The sequence below is a fragment of the Pseudofrankia asymbiotica genome, assembly GCF_001983105.1.
GTDB lineage: Bacteria > Actinomycetota > Actinomycetes > Frankiales > Frankiaceae > Pseudofrankia > Pseudofrankia asymbiotica.
The window spans coordinates 233444-254574 of record NZ_MOMC01000008.1 but is presented as its reverse complement, the minus strand read 5'-3'; the positions used below and the strand labels follow the sequence as shown (position 1 = coordinate 254574).

Sequence of the window (21131 nt, the reverse complement as noted above, 5' to 3'; positions counted from 1 at the left end):
AGACCCGGCGGCGCGGCTCAGGTGCCGAGCTTGGTGGCGAAGACGGCGGCCTGGGTGCGGCTTTCGAGGCCGAGCTTGGAGAGCATGCTGGAGACGTAGTTCTTGACGGTCTTCTCCGCGAGGTACATGCGGTTGGCGATCTGCCGGTTGGTCAGGCCCTCGGCGATGAGGGCCAGGATGCGCCGTTCCTGGTCGGTGAGGCCGGCGAGGCGCTCGTCCTCGGCGGGGCCCTGCCGCAGCCGGTAGAGGACGCGGGGGGTCACCTCGGGGTCGAGCAGCGACTGGCCGGCGGCGACGCGGCGGACGGCGTCGACGAGCGCCGCGCCGCGGATCTGCTTGAGCACGTAGCCCGCGGCCCCGGCCATGATCGCGGTGAACAGGGCGTCCTCGTCGTCGAACGACGTCAGGATCAGGCAGGCGATGGTCGAGTCGTTGGAGCGGACCTGGCGGCAGACCTCGATGCCGCTGCCGTCCTGCAGCCGGGCGTCGAGGACGGCGACGTCCGGCCGCAGCGCCATGATCTGCTCGAGGGCCTCGTCGGCGCGGCCGGCCTCGCCGACGATCTCGATGTCCGGCTCCTCGGACAGCAGGTCGCGCAGGCCGCGGCGGACGACCTCGTGGTCGTCGAGCAGGAAAACGCGGATCGTGCGGCCAGGGGGTGGCGCCGGCTCGCCGGTGGCCACCGCCGGTGCTCCGGTTAGGCCCGCCGGAAAGCCCGTCGCTTTGCTCTGGGCACTCGCCGATGCGGGAATGTCCGCTGATACCTCTGACACCGTTGACCCCGCCAGACCCGCTGTCGTTGAAGACCCTCTGTGTGTCACGTGATGCAACGAGAGTATAACGCGGGAGTTCACTGACCTGGACCGACCGGGCCGGCCGCACGGTCCTCACTGGCACACAAGGGCCCGTTGGGACAGGAAATTCGTCCCGCGTGATTAATCGACGGCGCTGTGCGACATCCCCGTCGATTCGCTGGCTCTTGGCCTCGTCCCGCATACCGGCCGTGGGAACCGCCGCTCCCGCACCGCGATGCCGGAGTTGGTGCGTGTCCTATGCGTATCTTCTGGACGGCCACGCGGCGGCCGGGCGTGCCACGCCGGCGCGCCGCAACGGTCGTAACAGCCGTTACGGGCGGTCCGCCGCAGCCTCGGTGGCGGACCGCCCGGCCGGCGTCCCGACCCCCGCCGGCCCGACCGGGACGGTCGGCCCGCCCGCGGCCGGCTCCATGGTGGCTGGCCGCCCGGCTGGCTCGGCGGCGCGCAGGGCGCGGCGGGCGCTCAGGGCCGCGAGGCCGACCAGCACCCCGGCGCCGGCGACGACGGTGAACCCGGCCCTCGGGCCGTACCGGTCGATCAGGGCGCCCGCCAGCGGTGCCCCGGCCGAGATGCCGGTCACCAGCGCGACCTGCAGCCACGCGAAGCCCTCGGTCCGTGCCTCCGGGGGTATGAGCCGCTCCATCAGCGCGTTGGCGCTGATCAGCGTCGGCGAGGCGCCGGCGCCGGCGATCACCATGAATGGCAGCAGCACGGCCGTGTTCGGCGCCGCCAGCGGCAGCCAGGCCGCCACCGCCAGCAGGGGGGCCGCGGTCAGGAACCTGCGGGTGGGCCCGCCCGCGCTCGCCCGCGCCCCGTACAGCAGCGAGCTCATACCCGAGCCGAACGCGAACAGCCCGAGCACGAGGCCGGACAGGGCGCCCAGCCCGCGCTCGCGGCCGTAGGCGACCGCGGACAGGTCGACCCCGCCGAAGCACACACCGACCGAGAAGATCACGACAAGCAGTGCCCGCACGGCGGGGTCGCGCAACACCCGCGGCCGGGTCCCGCTGGCCGCCCTGGGCCGCGGCCCAGGGTCGCTGCCGCGCTGCGCGGCCAGCGCCAGCGTCCCCGCGGCGGCCAGCACGCCGGCGACGGCCAGCCCGGAGGCGGGCGTCACCCCGGTCACCAGCCAGGTGACGAGCACCGGCCCGCAGATGAAGATCACCTCGTCGAGCGTGGCCTCCAGCGCGAACGCGGTGCTCAGCAGCGGCAGGCCTCCCAGCAGGCGGCTCCAGCGGGCTCGCACGCAGGCGCCCACCGGCGGGAGCAGCCCGCCGGCCAGCGCCCCCGCGACGTACCAGAGCGGGCGCGGCGCGTCGACGCCGACACCGACGAGCAGGCCGAGCAGGCCGACCAGATGCCCGGCGAGGCACCACAGCAGCACCCGGGCCTGGCCGAACCGGTCGAGCGCGCGCCCGAGCTGGGCGGCGAGCGCCGCCTCGCTGATCGTGCCGGCGGCGACGACGGTGCCGCCGACGCCGTAGGAGCCGGTCGTGTGCTGGATGTAGAGCACGATCCCGATGGCGACCATGGAGATGGGCAGCCGCCCGACGAACGCGGCGGGTACGAAGCGGCTGGCGCCCGGGGTCGCGAACGCCTGCCGGTAGACACTGGCCAACAAGGGACTCCTGAGCCGCCAACCCAGCCCCACTGTCGATCGGCCGCCCGCGGCTGACCCGCGGTCCGCGCCCCGCTGGGCGGGCGTGGACAGGCGGGCGTTCGGTGCCCGTCCCCTGGCCGGTCCCACCCTGCCTGACAGTCGGCCCGGAGGCCACCGGATTTCCGGCGAGTCCCCTCACATCGCGCCGGACCGGACAGTCCGCTCGGCTGGGGCACCGGCCCCTTCCCGGCCCGCCATCGTGACCGGGTCGCGATCGTCGCCAGGCCGTCGACGGCCGCGCGTGCCCGACCGGGCCCCGCCCTACCAGCCTGTGTCGCGGACCCAGCGGGCGCGCGGCGCGTGGCGGCGCGGGTGCGGGCCGCCGGCGCGCAGCCTGCGGACGAACGGGAGCGCGGCCAGGGCGCCGAACACGAAGCCGACGACGTGCGCGCCATAGGCCACGCCGCCGCCGGAGGACACGCCGATCCCGGTGAAGTACAGGTACTGGAGTACAAACCAGAACCCGAGCACGATCCAGGCCGGCAGCCAGAACGGGATGAAGAACAGGATCGGTATCAGGCCGATCACCCGGGCCTGCGGGAACACCACGAGGTAGGCGCCGAGCACGCCGGCGATCGCGCCGGAAGCGCCGATTAGCGTGTTCTGCGAGTCCGGTTGGGCGAGGGAGAAGCCGTAGGCGGCGACAAATCCGCAGGCCAGGTAGAAGAGCAGGTAGGTAAGCCTGCCCATCCGGTCCTCGACGTTGTTGCCGAACACCCCGAGGAACAGCATGTTCCCGAGTAGATGCAGCCAGCTTCCRTGCAGGAACATCGAGGTCAGCACGGACAGCACCGGGTTCTTGTGGAACGGCGGCGGGCTGACGATCTCGCAGCCGGTGGTCCCGTCGGGCCGCAGCCGCAGCTCACCGGTGTCGCCCGCCGGCAGCTGCCTGCCGCTGAGCAGCTCCTTCGGGACGGCTCCCCACTCCTCGAAGAACCGGCGCTGCTCGCAGACGCTGGCGGCCTGCCCGTCCCGGTGCAGCCCCATCACCGCCGTGGCGACCGGAGTGAACAGCACGAAGACGAGGATGTTGACCGCGATGAGCAGCCAGGTCACGACCGGCCGGCGGCGCAGCGGGTTGATGTCGTGGATGGGGATGACCACGCCCGACATCCTGCCGGGCCCCGTTCACGCCGGCGTCACGGGGGCGGCGCCGGGCGCCGGCGCAACGCCCCCGCCACAACGTCGTGACACCGCGCCCGGGCACCGGAGGACCGGTGCCCGGGCCGGTGCGCCCGGGCGCACCGGCTTCGACGGTGGTGGCTGTCACGCCCCGGGCGGGGAACGCGGGGCCGGGGGCTGGCATTGTCGGTGAGGTGGGAGCCGTCAGCTCTGTGCCGTCCGACAGCTCCGTGCCGTCCGAGCCTGTGATGACCGGCGTGCCCGCGTCGTCCGCGCCGCCGCCCGCCGACGCGCGCCGGCGGCGGGTCGTGCTGGGCCGGGCGGCGGGGCTCGCGGCGGCGGCCTACGCGTTCGTGGTGACGATGGCGGGCACGACGCTGCCGACGCCGCTGTATCCCGCCTACCGGGCCGAGTTCGGCTTCTCGCAGCTGATGGTGACGGTCGTCTTCGCCACCTATGCCGTCGGGGTGATCGCGGCGCTGCTGCTGTTCGGCCGGCTGTCCGACCGGGTCGGGCGGCGGTGGGCGCTGCTGCCGGGGCTGGCGGCCTCGGCGGTGAGCGCGGTGGTGTTCCTGCTCGCGGGCGGGCTGGCGGCGCTGCTCGTCGGCCGGCTGCTGTCCGGCCTGTCCGCCGGGATCCTGACCGGCACCGCCACCGCCACCATCGTCGACCTCGCCGCGCCGGGGAAGGCCAGCCGGGCCGCTCTGGTCGCCACGGTCGCGAACATGGGCGGTCTCGGCTGCGGGCCGGTGGTGGCGGGCCTGGTGGCCCGGTTCGGCGAGCACCCGCTGCGGCTGACGTTCGTCGTCGACCTCGCGCTGCTCATCCCCGCGGCGCTCGGTGTGCTGCTCATGCCGGAGACCGTGACGCCGGCCGCGCGCGCCGCGGCGCGGGCAGGCGGGCGGCTGGTCGCCCTGCCGCGGGTCCCCGCGGAGGTGCGGGCGGCGTTCGCGCGGGCCGCGTTGGCCGGGTTCGCCGGATTCGCGGTGCTCGGCATGTTCACCGCCGTCTGCCCGGCGTTCCTCGGCGAGGAGCTGGGCGTGCACAACCCGCTGGTCACCGGCCTGGTGGTCGCCGCGGTGTTCGGGTCCTCGGCGGCCGGCCAGCTCGTCGCCCGCCGGACCGGGCCCGCCGCCGGCCTGCCGCTCGGCTGCGTCGTGCTGATCGTCGGGGTGGGGGTGGTCGCGCTGGCGCTCGTGTTCGCCTCGCTCACGCTGCTGACCGCCGGCGGGGTGGTCGCGGGCGTGGGGCAGGGGCTGAGCTTCTCCTCCGGCCTCGGCGCGCTGCTGGCCGCCGCCCCGGCGCGGGCCAGGGCGCGGACCTCGTCGGCGTTCTTCGTCGTCGCCTACGTCGCGCTCTCGGTGCCGGTCGTCGGCATCGGCGTGCTCGCCACGCTGACCACGCTGCGGACCGCGGGCCTGGTGTTCGTCGCTGTCGTCGGCCTGCTGGCCCTGGCCGTCCTGGCCCTGTTGCGGCGGGCGCCGCGGCGTCCCGCCGCGCCGTGAGCCGCCCGCCGCGCGCCCCAGGACCTCCTGGCGGACCCGCCAGACCGCCTCGCGACCAGGCCCGGGGCCCCGCCTCGCGTTCCGGCGAGGGCCCCGGCCGGGCCCCCGGGTGGGGAGGGTCGGGCAGAGTGGGGGGCGTGGAGCTGCTGAGCGAGCCGCTGGCGGGCGGTCAGGACGAGGTGGCCGGCGCGGCGGCCCTGGACGGCGTGGCGCGACGGCTGGTCGAGCGGGACCGGGCCGTCGTGTGGCACCCCTACGCGGCGGTCGGGCCGGGCGCGCGCGGGCCGCTGTACCCGGTCGCCTCCGCCTCGGGCGTGCGCCTCACGCTCACCGACGGCCGCGAGCTCGTCGACGGGATGTCGTCGTGGTGGGCGGCGATCCACGGCTACCGCCACCCCGTGCTCGACGCCGCCGCGCACGCCCAGATCGACACGATGTCGCACGTCATGTTCGGCGGGCTCACCCACGAGCCGGCCGTGGCCCTCTGCGAGACCCTGATGGCGATCACCCCGGAGCCGCTGCGCCGGGTGTTCCTGTGCGACTCGGGGTCGGTCGCCGTCGAGGTAGCGATCAAGATGGCGCTGCAGTACCAGACGGGGCGCGGCCGGCCGGAGCGCGGCAGGCTGCTGACGATCCGGCGCGGCTACCACGGCGACACCTCCGGCGCGATGGCGGTCTGCGACCCGGACACCGGCATGCACCACCTGTTCACCGGCCTGCTGTCGCGCCACCTGTTCGCCCCGGCGCCGGCGCGCGCGTTCGCCGATCCGTTCGAGGACGCCGACGCCGAGCCGTTCGCGGCGCTGCTCGCCGCCCATGCCCACGAGGTGGCCGCCGTCATCCTCGAGCCGGTGCTGCAGGGCACGGGCGCGATGCGCGGCTACGCCCCCGGCTGGCTCGCCCGGGTCCGCGAGCTGTGCGACGAGCACGGTGTGCTGCTCGTCGCCGACGAGATCGCCACCGGGTTCGGCCGGACGGGGGAGCTGTTCGGCTGCGACCACGCCGGGATCAGCCCGGACATCATGTGCGTCGGCAAGGCGCTGACCGGCGGCTACCTGACGATGGCGGCGACGCTGTGCACCGAGGAGGTCGCCGAGGGGGTGTGCTCGCCGCCGGCGGGCGCGTTCATGCACGGCCCGACGTTCATGGCCAACCCGCTGGCGGCCGCGGTCGCGAACGCCAACCTCGGCCTGCTGCTGTCCTCGCCGTGGCGCGAGACGGTGCGCCGCCTCGAGGCCGAGCTCGCCGCCGGGCTCGCCCCCGCCGCCGACCTGCCGGGTGTCGCGGACGTCCGCACCCTGGGCGCCGTCGGCGTCATCGAGACCCGCGAGCCGGTCGACATGGCCGTCATCCAGCCCCTGCTGGTCGACCTGGGCGTCTGGATCCGCCCCTTCGGCCGGCTCGTCTACGCCATGCCGCCCTTCGTCACCTCCACCGCGGATGTCGCCACCCTGACCTCCGCGATGGTGGAGGCCGTCGCCCGCACCACGGGATGACCCCGCTCGCGGCCCTCGGCGGCCCGGGGGACCGGCTGCCACAAGATAGTCAACGACGTTGACGGCGGGCGGCTGTGGAATTCCGGTCGCCGTCCCGCCGGTCCGGGACCTGCGCCGTCTCGCCCGGAGGTGCCATGGCGGGGCGCGCCGCGGCCGGCCGGAGGGGGCTGGTGTGGACGCGATGTGACCTCTGCGGCGGCGGTCACAGTGCTCCCTGGGGCCGGGTTGGCGAGGTGGGACCGCGGCGCGCGGCGGGGAGAGCCGGTGTTCGTGCAGGTCAGGGCCGCGCGGGGGTGGTCGCTATGTTGCTGTGTGTATCTAGATCAGCAACGGTGGTCACCTAAGGCGACAGATGACCGACATCGGCGAAGTAGTTGCCGATGCCCGCCAGACCTTCGTACTCTTTGTTCTCAGCAGAGCACAGGGAGTAGCTATACCCCAGGGGGGCCTCAGACCGGCAATTCCCGCCTGGACCTTGGACGAGGAAGGCCGATGCCCCATGGCCACAGTGACCGAAGCCGCCGCGTCCCATCGCGAGCGCCGTGGAYGGGGCGACGCCGGCGGGAACGGAGGCCCGGGCCGGCGGCGCACCCGGACGGGCGCGGCGCTGCGCGCATGGTCGTGGTCCATGGCGTCCGCGCTCTTACGGCTTGGCGTGGTCACCAACGCGGGTATCGCCATGATGGCACGGCCGCGGCGAACGCCGCGTGGCCGGCGGCCGGCCGACCAGGCCGTCCCGGCCCCCAGCGTCCTGGGAGACGGCGGCTGGGTCGTCGACACGCCGCCGACCGGGCTGCCGACGATCCCCGCGCCTGCCGCCGGCGAGGACGCGCCGCCCGCGACGGGGGACTGCGCGCCACCGCCGTCCCGCCCGCCGGGCAAGCGCCCGCGCCCGCCGGCCGCGGCCGTCGTCGGCGCGTCGGCGCGCTGGCGGCCCGCCGGTGCCCACGGCCAGCGGGAGCCGCGAGCCACCACCGTCGCCCCGGCCGACCGCCGCCCGTCGCCGGCACGACTCGCGCCCGGCCAGCTCCCGGTGGCGCCCGGACCGCGGCCCACGCGGCCAGGGCGCACCCCGAGAGCGACGAACTGGCGGGCGGCGGCGGTGGGAGCCGTCTGGGCGGGACTCGCCGCGAGCTGGCTGGTCGACCCCCTGTTCCGGCTGGCGGACGTCGTCACCTTCGCGACGCTGCTCGCGCTCGGGGCGCTGGCGCTGACGGCCTCGCGCTGCCTGGGCGCGCACTCCCGCGACGACCTGCTGGAGATCTGGACGCTGCCCGTCGTCCTCCTGCTCCCGCCGGTCTACGCCCTGGTCACCCACCTGCCCTTCTGCCTGCTGGCGACCGGCCGGCCCGGCGCCGCCGGTACCCACGGCGCCGCGAACCGGCCGGCGGTGGCGGCGCGGGGAGCGGCGCGTTGCGGTGGCCGGCACATCCACGGGGCCGCGGCGCTCGGGGTGGCCGGGGCCGCGGCGTCCTGGCTGCACGGGCTGCTGGCGCCCGCCGACGAGCCCTACACCGCGCACAGCCTCGTCGGCTCGCCGGGGCGGCTCGCGGCGGTCGCCGCCACCGTGCTCGGCTACGCCCTGCTGCGCCGCCTCCTGCGGGCCTCGCCCCGGCCCGCGGCCCGGCGGGCCGCCCACCCCGGGCACCGCGCGTACACCGACGCCGAGGCGATCACCGGTGCCGGCGCTGGTGCCGGTCCGGAGCCGGGCGACGGCCCTGTCGCCGGCCGGGGCGGGATGGCGACGCCGGTCGGGAACGGGGCCCCGGGGGAGGCCTGGACCGCGGACGCGACCTGGCCGGGCTGGTGGCGCACAACGGTCCCCGGGGCCCGCGCGCGTGTGCCCGGGCGCTGGCGGGGCCTGCGCGGGCCCACGGCGGGTGTGGAGATCGCCGAGCTGTGCTCCGGCGTCGCGGTCGCGGCGCTGTGGGCGGCGAACCCGCTGCTCATGGCGGCCGCGGTCCCGCCCGTGCTGCTGCTCGCCGGCAGCCTCCCGCCCGACGAGCTGCTCGCCGCCGCCCGCACCGACCCGAAGACCCGGCTCGCCAACGTGACCTGGTGGCGTGAGGTCGCCGAGGCCGAGCTAGCCAGGACCCGGCGCGCGGGCCGGCCGCTGTCGGTGCTGCTCGTCGACATCGACCACTTCAAGCAGGTCAACGACCGCCACGGCCATCTGTTCGGCGACACGGTGCTCGTCGCCGTCGCCGACGCGCTGCGGGCGGCGACCCGGCCGTGGGACCTGGTCGGCCGGTTCGGCGGCGAGGAGTTCGTCGTGCTGCTCACCGACGTCGACCTGACCACCGCTGCCGAGGTCGCCGAGCGGATCCGCCATCAGGTCGCCGCCACCCGCTGCCCGCTCGACGGCCCGCCGCCCGCCGGTCCCGTGGGTCCCGACGGCGGCGATGTCGGTGACCGAGGGACGGTGAGTGTCACCGTCTCGGTCGGCGCGGCGGCCTGCGAGCCGCCGGCCAGCCTCGCCTCCGCCCTCGCGGCCGCCGACGCCGCCCTGTACCGCGCCAAGGCCGCGGGCCGAGACCGCGTCCATCTCGCCGCCCCCGCCGCCGAGCAGCCCCCCGCCGTCACGCCGGCGGGGGAGGGCACGCCACCGGTCCAGGGCGCGGCGCCCCCCGTACCTCCGCAGGCGCCCCGGGCGGACTAGGAGACTGCTGAATAACTCGAGACCGCGCCGGGATCGTCCCGGTTTGCCCAGATCGACATATGAGCCTAAAACCGGATGAGTCGGGCCGTCGGCGCCACTTGTTCAGCAGTCTCCTAGGGCGTTCTGCCCGCAGGCGACCGTGCCACCGTGAGGCGAACGTGGCCGTGCCTGACCATGCCGGCCCGGCGGCCAGAGCGCGTCGACTCGCCCGCGCCGCCGCGGGACGTCACCCCACCCAGAACGCGTCCCACGGCGTTGTCCACGGTGTTGACGATCCCGGGCGCCCGATTACGATCTTGGGATTACGATCTTGGGTGAGACCGTAGAGCGACGCCAGGCGAGAGAGCGACGCCAGGCGAGGGGGAGTGGGCGGGGTCAACCCGTGGGGCGGCTGGCGTGCGAGGCGGCCTGGACGGTGTGGCGCAGGAGGATCATCGTCGTGACCGGGCCGACGCCGCCGGGGACGGGAGTGAGGACGCCGGCGACGCCGACGATCGCGTCCGCGTCGACGTCGCCGCGCAGGCCCGCGTCCGTGACGGACGTGCCGACGTCGATGACGGCGGCGCCCGGGCGGACGAAGCCCGCGCCGACCAGCCCCGGCCGACCCGCCGCGGCGACGACGATGTCCGCCTCGTGCGCCACCGTGGCCAGCCCGCTCGTCCGGGTGTGGCAGACGGTCACGGTGGCGTTCTCGGCGAGCAGCAGCAGCGCGGCGGGCTTGCCGACGACCGCGCCGCGCCCGATCACGCAGGCCCGCGCGCCGGACATCGCGACCTCGCCGCGGCGCAGCACCTCGACCACGGCCTCGGCCGTCGCCGGGGCGAACGCCGGCAGGCCGAGCGCGAGGCGGCCGAGGCTGACCGGGTTCATCCCGTCGACGTCCTTGCCCGGCGGGATGAGGTCACCCACCTCGCCCGCGGTCATCCCGGCCGGCAGCGGCGTCTGCGCGATCACGCCGTGCACGGCCGGGTCCGCGGCGAGCCGGCCGAGCGCCGCGGTCAGCTCCCGCGGGTCGGAGGTCAGCTGGTGGAGCTGGAAGCCGACGCCCACCCGGCCGGCGGTGCGCTCGAGGACCCGGACGTAGGACAGCGCCGCCGGGTCGGTGCCAGGCACCACCACCGCCAGCGTCGGCGTCACCCCTGTCTCGGCGAGGTGCGCGACCTCGTCGACGACGCCCCGGCCGATCTCGGCCGCCATCGCCCGCCCGTCCAGAAGCCTCATGCCCGCACCGTAACAAGCACCCACGCTCACACCGGTCGAAGCCTGATCCGGACGCGCGCGGCCCGACGGCATGGTCAACGAAGCTGAACGAAGCTGGGCGATCCCGCCGCCGCCGCCCGCCGGCCGGAGCGGGCGATCAGGATGATCCGGCCCGCGGGTCATCCTGACGATGCGGGCGACGGGACGGATCCGCGCCAGGCCGTCGTCGTCGCCTACGAGACGGGTCTCGTGGCTTCTCGTCGCGCCGAACACCCACCAAGCGCCGCCGGCCGCCGCCGGCCCAGGAACCCACAAGATAGTCAACGCTGTTGACGTGCCGATGGCGACGATGTTGATCTACGCGATGACGATGTTGATCTACGTCGAGTGTCAGGAGGCATCGGACTCGCGGGGCGTCGTGAGCCGGACGGTAGGCGATCTGACCATGGGCCGTGGGGGCGAAGGGTGTCGTCCTGGGCACCACACCCCATGGACGGATGAGGGCCGGCCCCGGAGACCGTGAACCGGGTCGATCCGGGGGGCTTTGGGGTCTCGCGTCGCGACATGGCCCTGGAAGACCGCTCCGCGCCCGGCCACAGGCCGCCCGGACTCCGCACTTGTTCGCCTAGGAGACTGCTGAACAAGTGGCGCCGACGGCCCGACTCATCCGGTTTTAGGCTCATATGTCGATCTGGGCAAACCGGGACGATCCCGGCGCGGTCTCGAGTTATTCAGCAGTCTCCTAGGCGCCGTCGGGCTGGTCGACCAGGTCTGGCCGGGGTACGCGCTCGGCGAGCTGGGCCGGGGCCTGGAGGCAGTAGGAGTCGGTGAGGAACTCGCCCAGCTCCTCCCAGTCGGTGCGGTCATCCAGGAGCAGACCGACGACGTTCTCGCCCCACGACGCCCGGAAGTACGGCGGGCCGAGGCGCTCGAACGCCATCACCTCGCCGAGCTCGGCCCGGAAGGTGACCCTGAAGAGCTGGTCCTCGCCGCCGAACACGTGCGCGACGGTCGCCTGGCCGACGCGCCAGCGCACGCCCGTCCAGGCGTCCTCCTCGACACAGTCCGGGAACCTGGTCAGCACCGCGCCCAGGCGGCTGGCCAGCTCGGGGGGCACGGGCGGGCGTTCTGCCATGCCTGGCAATCTGCCACAAAGCACCGACAGTTCATGGCCTGGAACCGGCCGCGCCCGACGCCGTGCCGCCGGTCCCGGCCTCGGTCCCGGTCCCGGTCCCGGCCAGGCTGCCCGGCGTCGTCGTCTGGGCATCTGGGACGGCGTGTACCGGGCCGCTCCGCGGCGAGCCGGCTCTCGGCTCCCGGCTCTCGGCTTCCGACGCGCGCCCGCCGGGCAGGTCGCGTCGCCGTCACCCGCATTGACCGCGTCGCGAGCGTCGTTCACGCGACAACAGCCGTCCGTGTTGAAACCATCGGCCTTCTCCGAAGCCGGATTCGAATCTGAAAAGGCTCACTGATTGTAGTCGGAGACTGTCCGCGATCCGACTGAATAGCTCCGGCTCCGCTTCCCAGTCCATTACTCCCACCCCGGATAACGTGCGCTTCGCGATCACCTGGACGTCGTCGTTTCTCGCAAACCGAAAACCAAGGAGTGGATGACACGCGCCCTGCGGCGCGGCCACCCCTGGACGGAAACCGAACGGCGGTCACGGCGGTCGCGCGGAAAGCGGGCGAACCGCCCGCGGATGCTATGAGGGGAAGGGTATGAAGGAAATACGCAAAAGGAGCTCGTGGTCGCGTGTCGGCGCCATGACCGTGGCCGCGGCCTGTGCGGCGGTGTCGTGGACCGTGGTCACTCTGCCGGCGCAGGCCGCGCCGGACAGCACGCCGTCGCCGTCGGCCCCGGCCCGTCCAGGAGACCGAGGAACCGCCGGGCCGACGACCGAGGTGGTCGCCGCGCTTCAGCGGGACCTGGGGCTGACCGAACAGCAGGCCAAGGACCGGCTGGCCCAGCAGGCGAATGCCATCGAACTCGACGGCCAGGTACGCGGCAAACTCGGATCCAGCTTCGGCGGGTCCTGGTTCGACCCGCAGACGGGCCGGCTGGTCGTGGGGGTCACGTCCGAGGCCGGCGCGGGGGAGGCGACCCGACTGGGCGCGCAACCCAAGGTCGTCGCGCGAAGCTACGGCGCCCTGGAGTCCATCGTCGCGGATCTCGACACGCTGGCCGGCAGGGCACCGGCGAAAGCCGGGAGCAGAGCGGCCACAGGGAAGCCGCAGGCCGCCGTCAAGGGCGTGTCAGGCTGGCACATCGACCCGGTGACCAACACCGTCGTGGTCTCCGTCGTCAAGGACAGGTTCAGCCCGGAGGCTCAGGACAACCTGACGAAGTACGGCGACGCCGTGCGCGTCGAGTACCTGCCGGCTGAACCGACCACCACGGCGAACTTCATCGACGGCGGCGACCAGATCGACGGGGCGTCCTGCTCCGCCGGGTTCAACCTGCGCAACCCGTCGACCGGTAAGGGCTATCTCCTGACCGCCGGCCACTGCGTGAGCCAGAACCAGACGGTGACCGGGCAGGGTGGTTTCACGTTCGGAACCGTCAGGTCCCGCTGGTTCCCGTCGTTTGACGACTCCCTCACCGAGGCCACGAACCCGGGGTACTGGATCCAGGGCCCGTGGATCGACACCAACCCGTCCAACGGCGGATTCATCAACGTCAGCGGCTACACCGACGCCCCCGTCGGTACCTACATCTGCAAGTCCGGTATCACCACACGGCTGACGTGTGGAAACATTACGGGCAAGGACGAGACAGTCCTGTTCGACGGTGTCAACACGGTCTACGGCCTGACCCGGCACTCGGCCTGTGTCGAGCCGGGGGACTCGGGCGGCGCCAACTACGTGCCTGGTGGCGTGAACAGGGCTGAAGGCGTCACCAGTGGTGCCGTGCTTTACGGGGCGACCAGACGTTGTGGATCGGCGGTAGGCCAGCCGACCATCTCGTGGTACTTCCCCATCGCTGACAGCCTCGCCTACTACGGTCCCGCCTTCGGCGTCAGCCTTTGGTAGCGGCCCTGAGCGGCGGAATAGCGTGATAGCAGGTTCCCCGGCCACGCCTGTTCGTGGCCGGGGAACCTGCTATCACATGCCGTCGCGGTCCCGGCCGCGAAAACGACCGTGTACGCAGGACCCGTCGTCGAAAGAGGTGCCGGTGTGATCAGTCGACAGCTGGTGTTGATCTCCGTGGCGGCCGTGCTGGCGCTGGCCGCCACGGCCTGTGCCCAACCGCCGCCGGTCGGGGCCGGCGCCTCGGGGCACCCCGCGCGCCGCGGTCCCGCCGCCGGTGATCCGTCGACCGGCGGCTCGACCGTCGAGGCGGCCGCCCGCGTCGAGGCGGTCGGCTCGCGTCACCCCGAGCAGTACGCGGGAATCGCGGTGTCCGGCGCGACCCTGGTGGTCTACCGGCGCCCGGGAGGCGACCTGGACGCGGCTGTTCGAGCCGTGGTGGGCGGCGTCCCCGTCGTGTTCCGCGACGCGCCGCACACCCACCAGGAGCTCGTCGCCCTGGCGGCGCGGATCCAGGCCGACGCCGCGTACTGGAGAGACCACGGTGCGCCGATCTGGTCGGTGCTTCCCCGGCATGACGGCACCGGCGTCGAGGTGGGTACGCCGGCTGGCGACCGGCTGAAGGCCGCGGTACGAGGTCGATACGGCGACGCGCCGATCATCATCGTCCCGATGAACGAATCACCGGTAACCGTGCCCAGGACGACCGCGTAGAAGAACGACGGCCGCTGGTGATCCTGCCGTCCTGCCGTCAGGTGTCACAGCCACACCAACAAGATAGTCAACGCTGTTGACGAGCGGATCCCCTCGAATTTGATCTTGAAGATCGAGAACGGACATCACCGGGGAGGGGGTGAGTACCTCCTCGGCTCCTCGCCGCCTTGGGTGATGGCCGGGACAAGATCCATAATCATGCCGGCTGTCGTGACGTGCGCGCCGGTCCAACCGTCGACATGGCCGGTTATGGATCGGGCGCCGAGGCTCGGGAGGCCCTCAGGCGGGTCGGCCGGTAGATCGCGGTGGGTTGGCTCCACTCCCCTCTACTTGACATAATGTTCCTTATCGGCGCTTGGGGGAGGACGGTGGAACCGCCTGTGCCGGTGGGCTTTTCACCGTTCCGGTGTCCGTGGCGCGATGAGGTTCGCGGCGGGGCGCGGGCTGGAGGTGGCGGTGGCGCTCTGCTTGCGCGTGTGCGGATCGGGCCCGGATGGCCACCTGCTGTGAATGATCATCGGGGGGTCCGTGGCGTCGGCGGCAGACCGAGCCCCAGCCCGATCCTCGTCGGCCGCGGCCTACTCGTCGCGAGCGTCGCCGCTGCGTTGGTGCTGCTTTTCGTGATCTGGTGGATTTTTGGGAGCTGGGGCTCCGAGGATTCCACCGGATCATGAAAGTCTCGAGCCCTCGGGTCGAGGCGCGTTCCGCGGCGCGCCGCGGAGATCCGGGCGCCGGCTGTCCGAGGCAGGTGGAATGGGCGCGGGCACTGGTCGATGCGGATCAACAGCCGACACCGTAGGCCCAGAACAGACGCGGTCCCTCCTTCGGTCCGAAGACTGCTTACATTTCGTGCTCCCACCAGCCGCGCGTGTCGACGTCTGCGGCATCCGCCAGCGCCTCCAGCTCCGCGATCTCCTCGTCGGCGAGCTCTATGCCGCGAGCTCGGGCCAACCCGTGGATGTAACCCGCCTTCGTGACCCCGATGATCGGGGTGGTCCCCTTGGTGATGGCCCAGGCGGTGGCGACATCGGCGGCGGACGCGTCTCGGTCCTCCCCGATCGCCCCCATCCGGTCCGTCAACGCCTGCAGCTGGGGTTGGTGGGGTGTTCGGTGTGCATACGCGGCCGGTGATCCTTGGCGTGTTCGCGGCGCGGAGGCTGCGCTGATCGTGAGGTGGACCCGGACTGGGCCCGGTTCGGGTCGTGTGGGGTCGGCGGCTGCCGCCGGGGATTTAGGAACCGAACGTTCCGGTACCGCTTCTATGGTGTTCCCAGTGGAGCGGAACGTCCCGTTCCCGCGCTGACGGGAGATTCTCATGTCGATCACGCTGGTCGGTCCGTTCCCGGTTCTGGCGGAGGCGTTCGACCTGTTGGTGGCGGCCGCGGCGGCGGTGCCTGCCGGGGCGTTGGACGGGCCGACGCCGTGCGCGGACTGGACTGTCGCGCAGGTTCTTCTCCATGCGGCCGCGGACCAGGAGGTCTGGGCGGCGAGCGTCGGGCGGGCGGCGATGCCGGCGTTCAACCCGTTCGCCCCGCCGGCGCGTCCGGCGGCCGGTTCCGTGGACGACGCGGTCCGGGGGGCGGTCGCGGCCGCGTCGGGGGCCTGGGCGGATGTCGCGCCGGTGGGGCGGGTCGCGACGCCGTTGCCGCCGTTCCCGGAGCTGGATGTGGAGGTGGCGGCGGGGGTGTGCGCGTTGGACGCGGCGGTGCACGCGTGGGACGTCGCGGTCGCCACGGGTCAGGTTCCTGGTCTGACGGACGGGCTCGCGGAGCGGCTGCTGGCGGCTGCCCGCGTGACGGCGGAGCCGCTGCGGGGGTTCGCCTACGGGGCGGCTCTGCCCGCCGTGCCTGGTGAGACGGCGGTGGGCGCGCTGTTGCGTTTCCTCGGTCGCGATCCTGCCTGGTCTGTCTGACCGGTGGTGGCTCCGGTCCGGGCGGTGCTCAGGTGGGGTGGGGCACCGCCCGGTGGTGTGTGCCGCCCTGTGTGGTGCGGGCTGGTCAGCTGCGGGCTGGTCGGCGGAGGGCGGGGTCGGTCCTTGGGGGTGTCGGTGTGGTGGCTGTCGGGGTGGCGGTGGCGCGCAGGTACCGGTTGCCGGGGGGTGTGGGGCCGCCGGTGATGTGGGGTCCGGGCCGAGCATGCCGATGTGGATGGTGATCGTGCGGGGTGGTGGCGACGGGTCCGGCTTGCCGGGTGTGGTCCGTACAGTGACGGCCAGGTCGCGGACCGGGCTGGCGGGTCCGGCGGAAGTGGTGGGGGTCGTCGGGTGTCCGGTGTCGAGGTTCTGCGGTATGCGGCGTTCACGTCGTCGCCGGCGGGTGGGAATCCTGCTGGCGTGGTGTTGGACGCGGCGGGGCTGTCTGAGGGTGACATGTTGCGGATCGCGGCCGAGGTGGGCTATTCGGAGACGGCGTTCCTGGTCGGGCGGGGCGGTGGCCGGTTCGACGTGCGGTATTTCAGCCCGCTGGTGGAGGTGCCGTTCTGTGGGCACGCGACGATCGCGTCGGCGGTCGCCTACGCGGATCGGTATGGGACGGGTGTGTTGGTGTTCGACACGGCGGCGGGGCCGGTGGAGGTCGGTACGGCCGTGACGGACGCGGGGGTGGTGGCGACGTTGACGAGCGTGCCGCCGCGGGTGGCCGCGGTGTCCGACGGGGCGTTGTCGGAGCTGCTGGCGGCGCTGGGCTGGTCCCGGGAGGATCTTGATCCCGGGCTGCCGGTCCGTGTGGGCTATGCGGGGGCGTTTCATCCGATCGTCGCGGCGGGTTCGCGGGCGCGGCTGGCGGCGTTGGACTACGACTTCGACCGGCTGGCGGTGCTGATGGCGTCGGAGGGCTGGACGACGGTGCAGCTGGTGTGGCGGGCGGACGCGTCGACGTTCCATGCTCGTGACCCGTTCCCGCCGGGTGGGGTGGTCGAGGATCCGGCGACGGGTGCCGCCGCGGCGGCTTTGGGTGGCTATCTGCGTGAGCTGGGGCTGGTGGTGCCGCCGGCGCGGGTGACGGTCTATCAGGGCGAGGACCTGGGCCGCCCGGGTGTCCTGGTGGTGGATATCCCTGCGAGCGGGGGTGTGTCGGTCTCAGGGCCGGCTGTGGCGTTGGCCTGGTAGTGCTTGGTCGGGTCCGTCCGGCTGGGCGACCGCGGCCGGGGATCACCGTGGTCGGTATGTGACCGTCGTCGAGGCCGTCGAGGCCGTCGAGGCCGTCGGAATCGGGGTCGCGGCCGCGCCTTCCGGCCCGATGTCATCTGCTTCGACGTCATCTGCTTCGACGCGCCTACCGCCGGTGGCGAGCTCCTCCCCCGTCCGTCTTCGTGATCTTCGTGTGTCGTGGGTTCGGTGGGGTCAGTCGATGTTGGCGATGATGGCGCSCAGGGCGGCGACGTGTTCGCTGAGGGCGGCGCGGCCCGTGCGGGTGGTGGAGATCCAGGTGGTGCGTCGGCCGAGGTGGGTGCCCTTGCGGCTGTGGGCGTAGTCGGCGTGGACGAGTGCGGCGATGTGTTTGGAGAGCACGGAGTCGCTGACGTCGAGTTCGTCGCGGAGGGTGGAGAACTCCATTTCGGATACGGCGGCGAGCATGCTCATGAGTTTGAGGCGCGCGGGTGCCTGTAGGTGGGGGTCGAGGCCGGGCATCAGCTTCCYAGGATGAGCAGCAGCAGCCCGGTGATCGCCAGGGCGGTCGCGGCGGCGRCCCATCGCAGTGATTCGGCCTGGGCGTTGGTCTGTGGGTCTGTTCTGTAGGCGCGTAGCCAGCGGGTGCCGCTGGCGGCGTAGCCGGTGCCTCCGGCGGCGGCGCATATGGCGCTCAGCCACCAGTGGTGGGTGTAGCCGGCCCAGAGCGAGCCGGCGAGGGCGGCTGTGTAGATCAGTGATGTGGTGGTGGCGCTGCCGAGGACGACGCGGCTGACGAGGCCGTGTATCCAGACGCCGTTGGCGCGGCGGAACCGTGCGATCTGGGTCGCGGCGACGAGTCCGAAGAGCAGGAGGCCCGCGGCGAGTGCGGCTCGTGCCTGGGCGGAGTCGCTGGCGAGGCCGATCGTGGTGGTGAGGATCTGGCCGGCGATGGCCAGGCCGATGGATGTGAAGAACCAGCTGGGGAGTCGGAGGTTGGCGGCGAGCCTGGTCTGGGAGCGCAGTGCCTCGTCGAGTGCCGCTGAGGCGTCGCCGGGGTCGGGCCCGGGTGTGCTTGCCATGTTGGAAAGTATGCGCCGCTACTTTCCAACATGGCAAGTAGCCGGTGTGGGTCGGGACCTGGGCGCGGGGGCGCGGGGGCGCGGGGCCGGGGTCCTGGAGTCCCTGCTCCCCTGGGCCGGACCGGAGGGCCAGAAGGTCAGCGGACTGTCAGGGGCGGGGGGCGGCGCGTAGTGCGGTGGCCCGGGCGAGGAGGCGGTTCTTCTCGTCGTCGGTGAGGGGGATGGCGGGGTGGTGGAGCAGGTCGCGTAGTTCGGCGGTGTCGATGTCGCGGTGTTCGGTGGGCTGGCCGGGGCGGCGGATGGTGACGGTGCTGYGGGTGATGGCGATGTGCTGGCCGTCGCCGTGGCGGGTGAGCATGAGGCCGTGGCGGAAGTGGCTGGTGGGGTGGGTGCTGGTGTAGTGGTGTCCGGTCCGCAGGTCGGCGGGGTGGGTGGGGAGCTCGTCGTGGGTGTGCATGAGTTCCCAGTGGCCGTCGCGCCAGCGGTGCAGCGCCCAGCCGCGGCCGTTGCCGATGGGTACCTCGCGCAGCTGGTAGGTGAAGCCGGCGTGCTCGTCGGTGGCGCCGTCGGTGAGTGGGAGCGGGCGCAGCAGGCTCAGTCCGAAGCCCGGGTCGGCGAGCAGCGGTGTGTCGGCGAGGTCGTGGATGACGAGGACGCAGTGGGTGCGGGGGGCGGTGGGGTCGCCGACGCGGCCGAGGCGGCGCTCGACGTGGTAGCCGAGGCGGTCCAGGGCGGCGGCGAGCAGGGTGGCGTGTTCGAAGCAGTAGCCGCCGCGGCCTCGGCGGACGAACTTGTCCTGGACGGCGTCGAGGTCGACGCCGGGGTGCTGGTCGAGGAGCACGTCGATGTTGTCGAACGTGAAGGCGCGGACGTGGGCCTCGTGGAGCTCGTCGAGGGCGGCGTGTGACGGTGCCCGGTCCGGGACGCCGACGCGGGTGAGGTAGGCGTCGAGGTCGAGCCGTTCGGTGTGCCAGGGGTCGTCGGTCACTGTGTCCCCTTCGGCGCGGTGGCGTGGTGCGCGGGTCTGTGGCGTTTTGATACTCCCCCGGTGGGTCTGATACTCCCCCGGGGATGTGCCGGACGCCTCGGGTGCGGCACCGGGCCGCCGGGTGGTCACGGTGGGCTGGTGGGCCGCCGGGTCAGTGGATGCCGGTGATGGCGGTGGCCGAGGTGGGTGGGGGGATGCCGGGGCGCAGGTCGGGGGCGTCGAGGGCGGTGAGGGGCGGGGCGCCGAAGCGGACGTGGCCGGCCCAGGCGGGTCCGGCCACGTCGTCGGCGGGGTCGTGGGGCCAGTCGTCGAGGACGCGCATCGACCACTGCCGGATCGGCATGGCGAGCAGCAGGGTGGCGGCGAGTTCCCTGGTGGTGGGGCGGCGTAGTTCGGCGACGCGGCCGGGGGTGATCCGGTCGGTGAGGACGTCGAGGGCGGTCTCCTTGTCGGGGCCGGTGATCGGGGTGAAGGCACCGAACAGGACGGCGCTGCGGTAGAGGAGCGCCGACTCGAAGGCGGAGCGGGCGACGAGGACACCGTCGATGGCGGCGACGGAGACCGACACGGGGCGGCCGGTGGCGATGGCGCGCAGCCAGCGGGATCCGGTGGAGCCGTGGATGACGAGCTGGTCGTCCCAGCGGATGACGGCGGTGGGCAGGACGACGGGGTGGCCGTCGTCGACGAAGCCGACGTGGCCGAGGACGGTGGAGGCGAGCAGCCGGTCGAGGTCGGCTCGGTCGTGGGACATGAGCTCGGGCAGGCGGGTCGGCTCGGTCCGTGGCATGGCGGCCACTGTATGGACCGGTTCCCCGGTGGGATGGCTGTCCTGTCCGGGGAACCGGTGGCCTGGGGTGGGCGGTGGTCAGCCGGCGGTGGTGTGGCGGCGGGGGGTGTCGTCCTCGCCGTCGTCGTGGCCGGGGTGTTCGCGGCCGGGTGCGGTGGGGTGGGCGTGGTCGGGTTCGTCCTCGTCGTCGAGGGCGGCGAAGGGGTCGAGGGGGTAGTAGAGGATCGGCTGGGTGTCGTGGGGCAGGGCCCAGCCGGGTTCCCAGGGGAAGTGGCCGGCGGGGTCGCACCAGACGATCTGCAGGGCGTCGACGGGTGGGCCGTCGGGGGTCTGGTAGCGGCGGTTGGCGAAGGTCAGGAGGTCGGCGGAGGTTCCGGGGTCGACGTCGAGGAGGGCGAGGCGCGGCCAGCCGGGGAAGTCGGTGCACTGGTGGCGGCTGGTGAGCCGGGTGCCGGCGCGGACCTGCTCGCCGAGGGTGTTGAGGAGGTGGGCGGCGGGCTGGGTGCGCAGGCCCACGACGACGAGCTCGGGATGGTCGTAGGCGGTCAGGCCGATGGTGTAGACGTGGCGTGGCAGGCAGGGGTCGGCGCCGACGCCCTGCAGTGCCCAGCCCTGTTCGGTGATGGTGGTGTTCAGCAGGGCGGTGTAGCGCTGTTCGAACTGGTCGCAGAGGCGGTCCAGTTCGTGTTCGGTGTCGATGAGCCGGTCGGGCCCGCCGGGCGGGGTGGCGCCGGGTGTCCTGGTGGTGTGGGCGTGGCCTGTGGTGGTTCCGGCGATGGTGAGGATGCGGCGCGGCCGGGTCCGGGGACCGCGGTGCTTGCTCATTGGCGTCTCCGCTGTGCGCTGGAACGCCCCCTTGCCTTGCCGGCCGGCGGCGGCGGGGTGGCCGGGCCGGTGTGTGCCGCGGCTCCTGGGGAGCCGGGGTGGTGGGTTGGTCGGTGCGCCTGGTGTGGTCCTCCGGTGGGTCACG

General features: G+C 73.4%; 18 protein-coding genes. 7 read left to right on the top strand and 11 right to left on the bottom strand.

The features are described from left to right. Positions 1–17: 17 nt before the first annotated feature. The 3 genes from BL253_RS04115 to BL253_RS04105 form a co-directional block, all read right to left on the bottom strand. Positions 18–683: a response regulator gene (locus tag BL253_RS04115; RefSeq protein ID WP_076813641.1), complete on the bottom strand. Its 666-nt coding sequence runs from the start codon at positions 681–683 to the stop codon at positions 18–20. Between the two features lie 442 nt (positions 684–1125). Then, positions 1126–2433, bottom strand: a complete 1308-nt coding sequence (locus tag BL253_RS04110) for an MFS transporter (RefSeq protein WP_076813639.1) — start codon at positions 2431–2433, stop codon at positions 1126–1128. 303 nt (positions 2434–2736) lie between these two features. Further along, entirely contained in the window at positions 2737–3579 is an 843-nt protein-coding gene (locus BL253_RS04105) for a rhomboid family intramembrane serine protease (RefSeq protein ID WP_076813638.1), read from the bottom strand. 266 nt (positions 3580–3845) lie between these two features. Between BL253_RS04105 and BL253_RS04100 the strand changes: the two genes are divergently transcribed. From BL253_RS04100 to BL253_RS43450, 3 genes are all read left to right on the top strand, one after another. After that, positions 3846–5102, top strand: coding sequence for an MFS transporter (locus tag BL253_RS04100; protein WP_076813788.1), 1257 nt, complete (start codon positions 3846–3848; stop codon positions 5100–5102). 197 nt (positions 5103–5299) lie between these two features. Continuing rightward, positions 5300–6598 carry an adenosylmethionine--8-amino-7-oxononanoate transaminase gene (gene bioA / locus BL253_RS04095; RefSeq protein ID WP_076813786.1) on the top strand — a complete coding sequence of 433 codons (1299 nt, stop codon included), beginning with the start codon at positions 5300–5302 and terminating at the stop codon, positions 6596–6598. 628 nt (positions 6599–7226) lie between these two features. After that, positions 7227–9257: a GGDEF domain-containing protein gene (locus BL253_RS43450; protein WP_241834500.1), complete on the top strand. Its 2031-nt coding sequence runs from the start codon at positions 7227–7229 to the stop codon at positions 9255–9257. A gap of 375 nt (positions 9258–9632) precedes the next feature. On the opposite strand, the gene BL253_RS04085 is transcribed toward BL253_RS43450, so the two are convergent. Further along, complete coding sequence (locus BL253_RS04085) at positions 9633–10478, bottom strand: bifunctional 5,10-methylenetetrahydrofolate dehydrogenase/5,10-methenyltetrahydrofolate cyclohydrolase (RefSeq protein WP_076813635.1); 846 nt, start codon at positions 10476–10478, stop codon at positions 9633–9635. Positions 10479–11199: 721 nt separating this feature from the next. Beyond that, a complete protein-coding gene (locus BL253_RS04075; RefSeq protein WP_076813632.1) occupies positions 11200–11592 on the bottom strand; it encodes an MmcQ/YjbR family DNA-binding protein in 393 nt (130 codons plus the stop codon). A gap of 668 nt (positions 11593–12260) precedes the next feature. On the opposite strand from BL253_RS04075, the gene BL253_RS04070 reads away from it, so the two are divergent. Next, entirely contained in the window at positions 12261–13487 is a 1227-nt protein-coding gene (locus BL253_RS04070; RefSeq protein ID WP_158230326.1) for a S1 family peptidase, read from the top strand. A gap of 144 nt (positions 13488–13631) precedes the next feature. Continuing rightward, complete coding sequence (locus BL253_RS04065; protein ID WP_076813628.1) at positions 13632–14198, top strand: hypothetical protein; 567 nt, start codon at positions 13632–13634, stop codon at positions 14196–14198. Between the two features lie 840 nt (positions 14199–15038). Here the strand turns inward: BL253_RS04065 and BL253_RS44665 are convergent. Beyond that, positions 15039–15515: an aldo/keto reductase gene (locus tag BL253_RS44665; RefSeq protein WP_198946157.1), complete on the bottom strand. Its 477-nt coding sequence runs from the start codon at positions 15513–15515 to the stop codon at positions 15039–15041. On the opposite strand from BL253_RS44665, the gene BL253_RS04055 reads away from it, so the two are divergent. Beyond that, positions 15514–16110: a maleylpyruvate isomerase family mycothiol-dependent enzyme gene (locus tag BL253_RS04055; RefSeq protein WP_076813626.1), complete on the top strand. Its 597-nt coding sequence runs from the start codon at positions 15514–15516 to the stop codon at positions 16108–16110. The genes BL253_RS44665 and BL253_RS04055 overlap by 2 nt on opposite strands. 351 nt (positions 16111–16461) lie before the next feature. Then, on the top strand, positions 16462–17304 hold the full coding sequence (locus BL253_RS04050) for a PhzF family phenazine biosynthesis protein (protein WP_076813625.1): 843 nt from the start codon (positions 16462–16464) through the stop codon (positions 17302–17304). Positions 17305–17538: 234 nt separating this feature from the next. Here the strand turns inward: BL253_RS04050 and BL253_RS04045 are convergent, their stop codons facing one another. The 5 genes from BL253_RS04045 to BL253_RS04025 form a co-directional block, all read right to left on the bottom strand. Continuing rightward, entirely contained in the window at positions 17539–17826 is a 288-nt protein-coding gene (locus tag BL253_RS04045; RefSeq protein ID WP_076813623.1) for a transcriptional regulator, read from the bottom strand. After that, positions 17826–18386, bottom strand: coding sequence for a hypothetical protein (locus tag BL253_RS04040; protein WP_076813622.1), 561 nt, complete (start codon positions 18384–18386; stop codon positions 17826–17828). Before BL253_RS04040 ends, BL253_RS04045 begins: the two co-directional genes overlap by 1 nt. 148 nt (positions 18387–18534) lie before the next feature. Further along, complete coding sequence (locus tag BL253_RS04035; protein WP_076813620.1) at positions 18535–19374, bottom strand: arylamine N-acetyltransferase family protein; 840 nt, start codon at positions 19372–19374, stop codon at positions 18535–18537. A gap of 151 nt (positions 19375–19525) precedes the next feature. Next, complete coding sequence (locus tag BL253_RS04030; protein WP_076813785.1) at positions 19526–20161, bottom strand: pyridoxamine 5'-phosphate oxidase family protein; 636 nt, start codon at positions 20159–20161, stop codon at positions 19526–19528. Positions 20162–20239: 78 nt separating this feature from the next. Then, complete coding sequence (locus BL253_RS04025; RefSeq protein WP_081437972.1) at positions 20240–20986, bottom strand: DUF4262 domain-containing protein; 747 nt, start codon at positions 20984–20986, stop codon at positions 20240–20242. Positions 20987–21131: the final 145 nt, after the last annotated feature.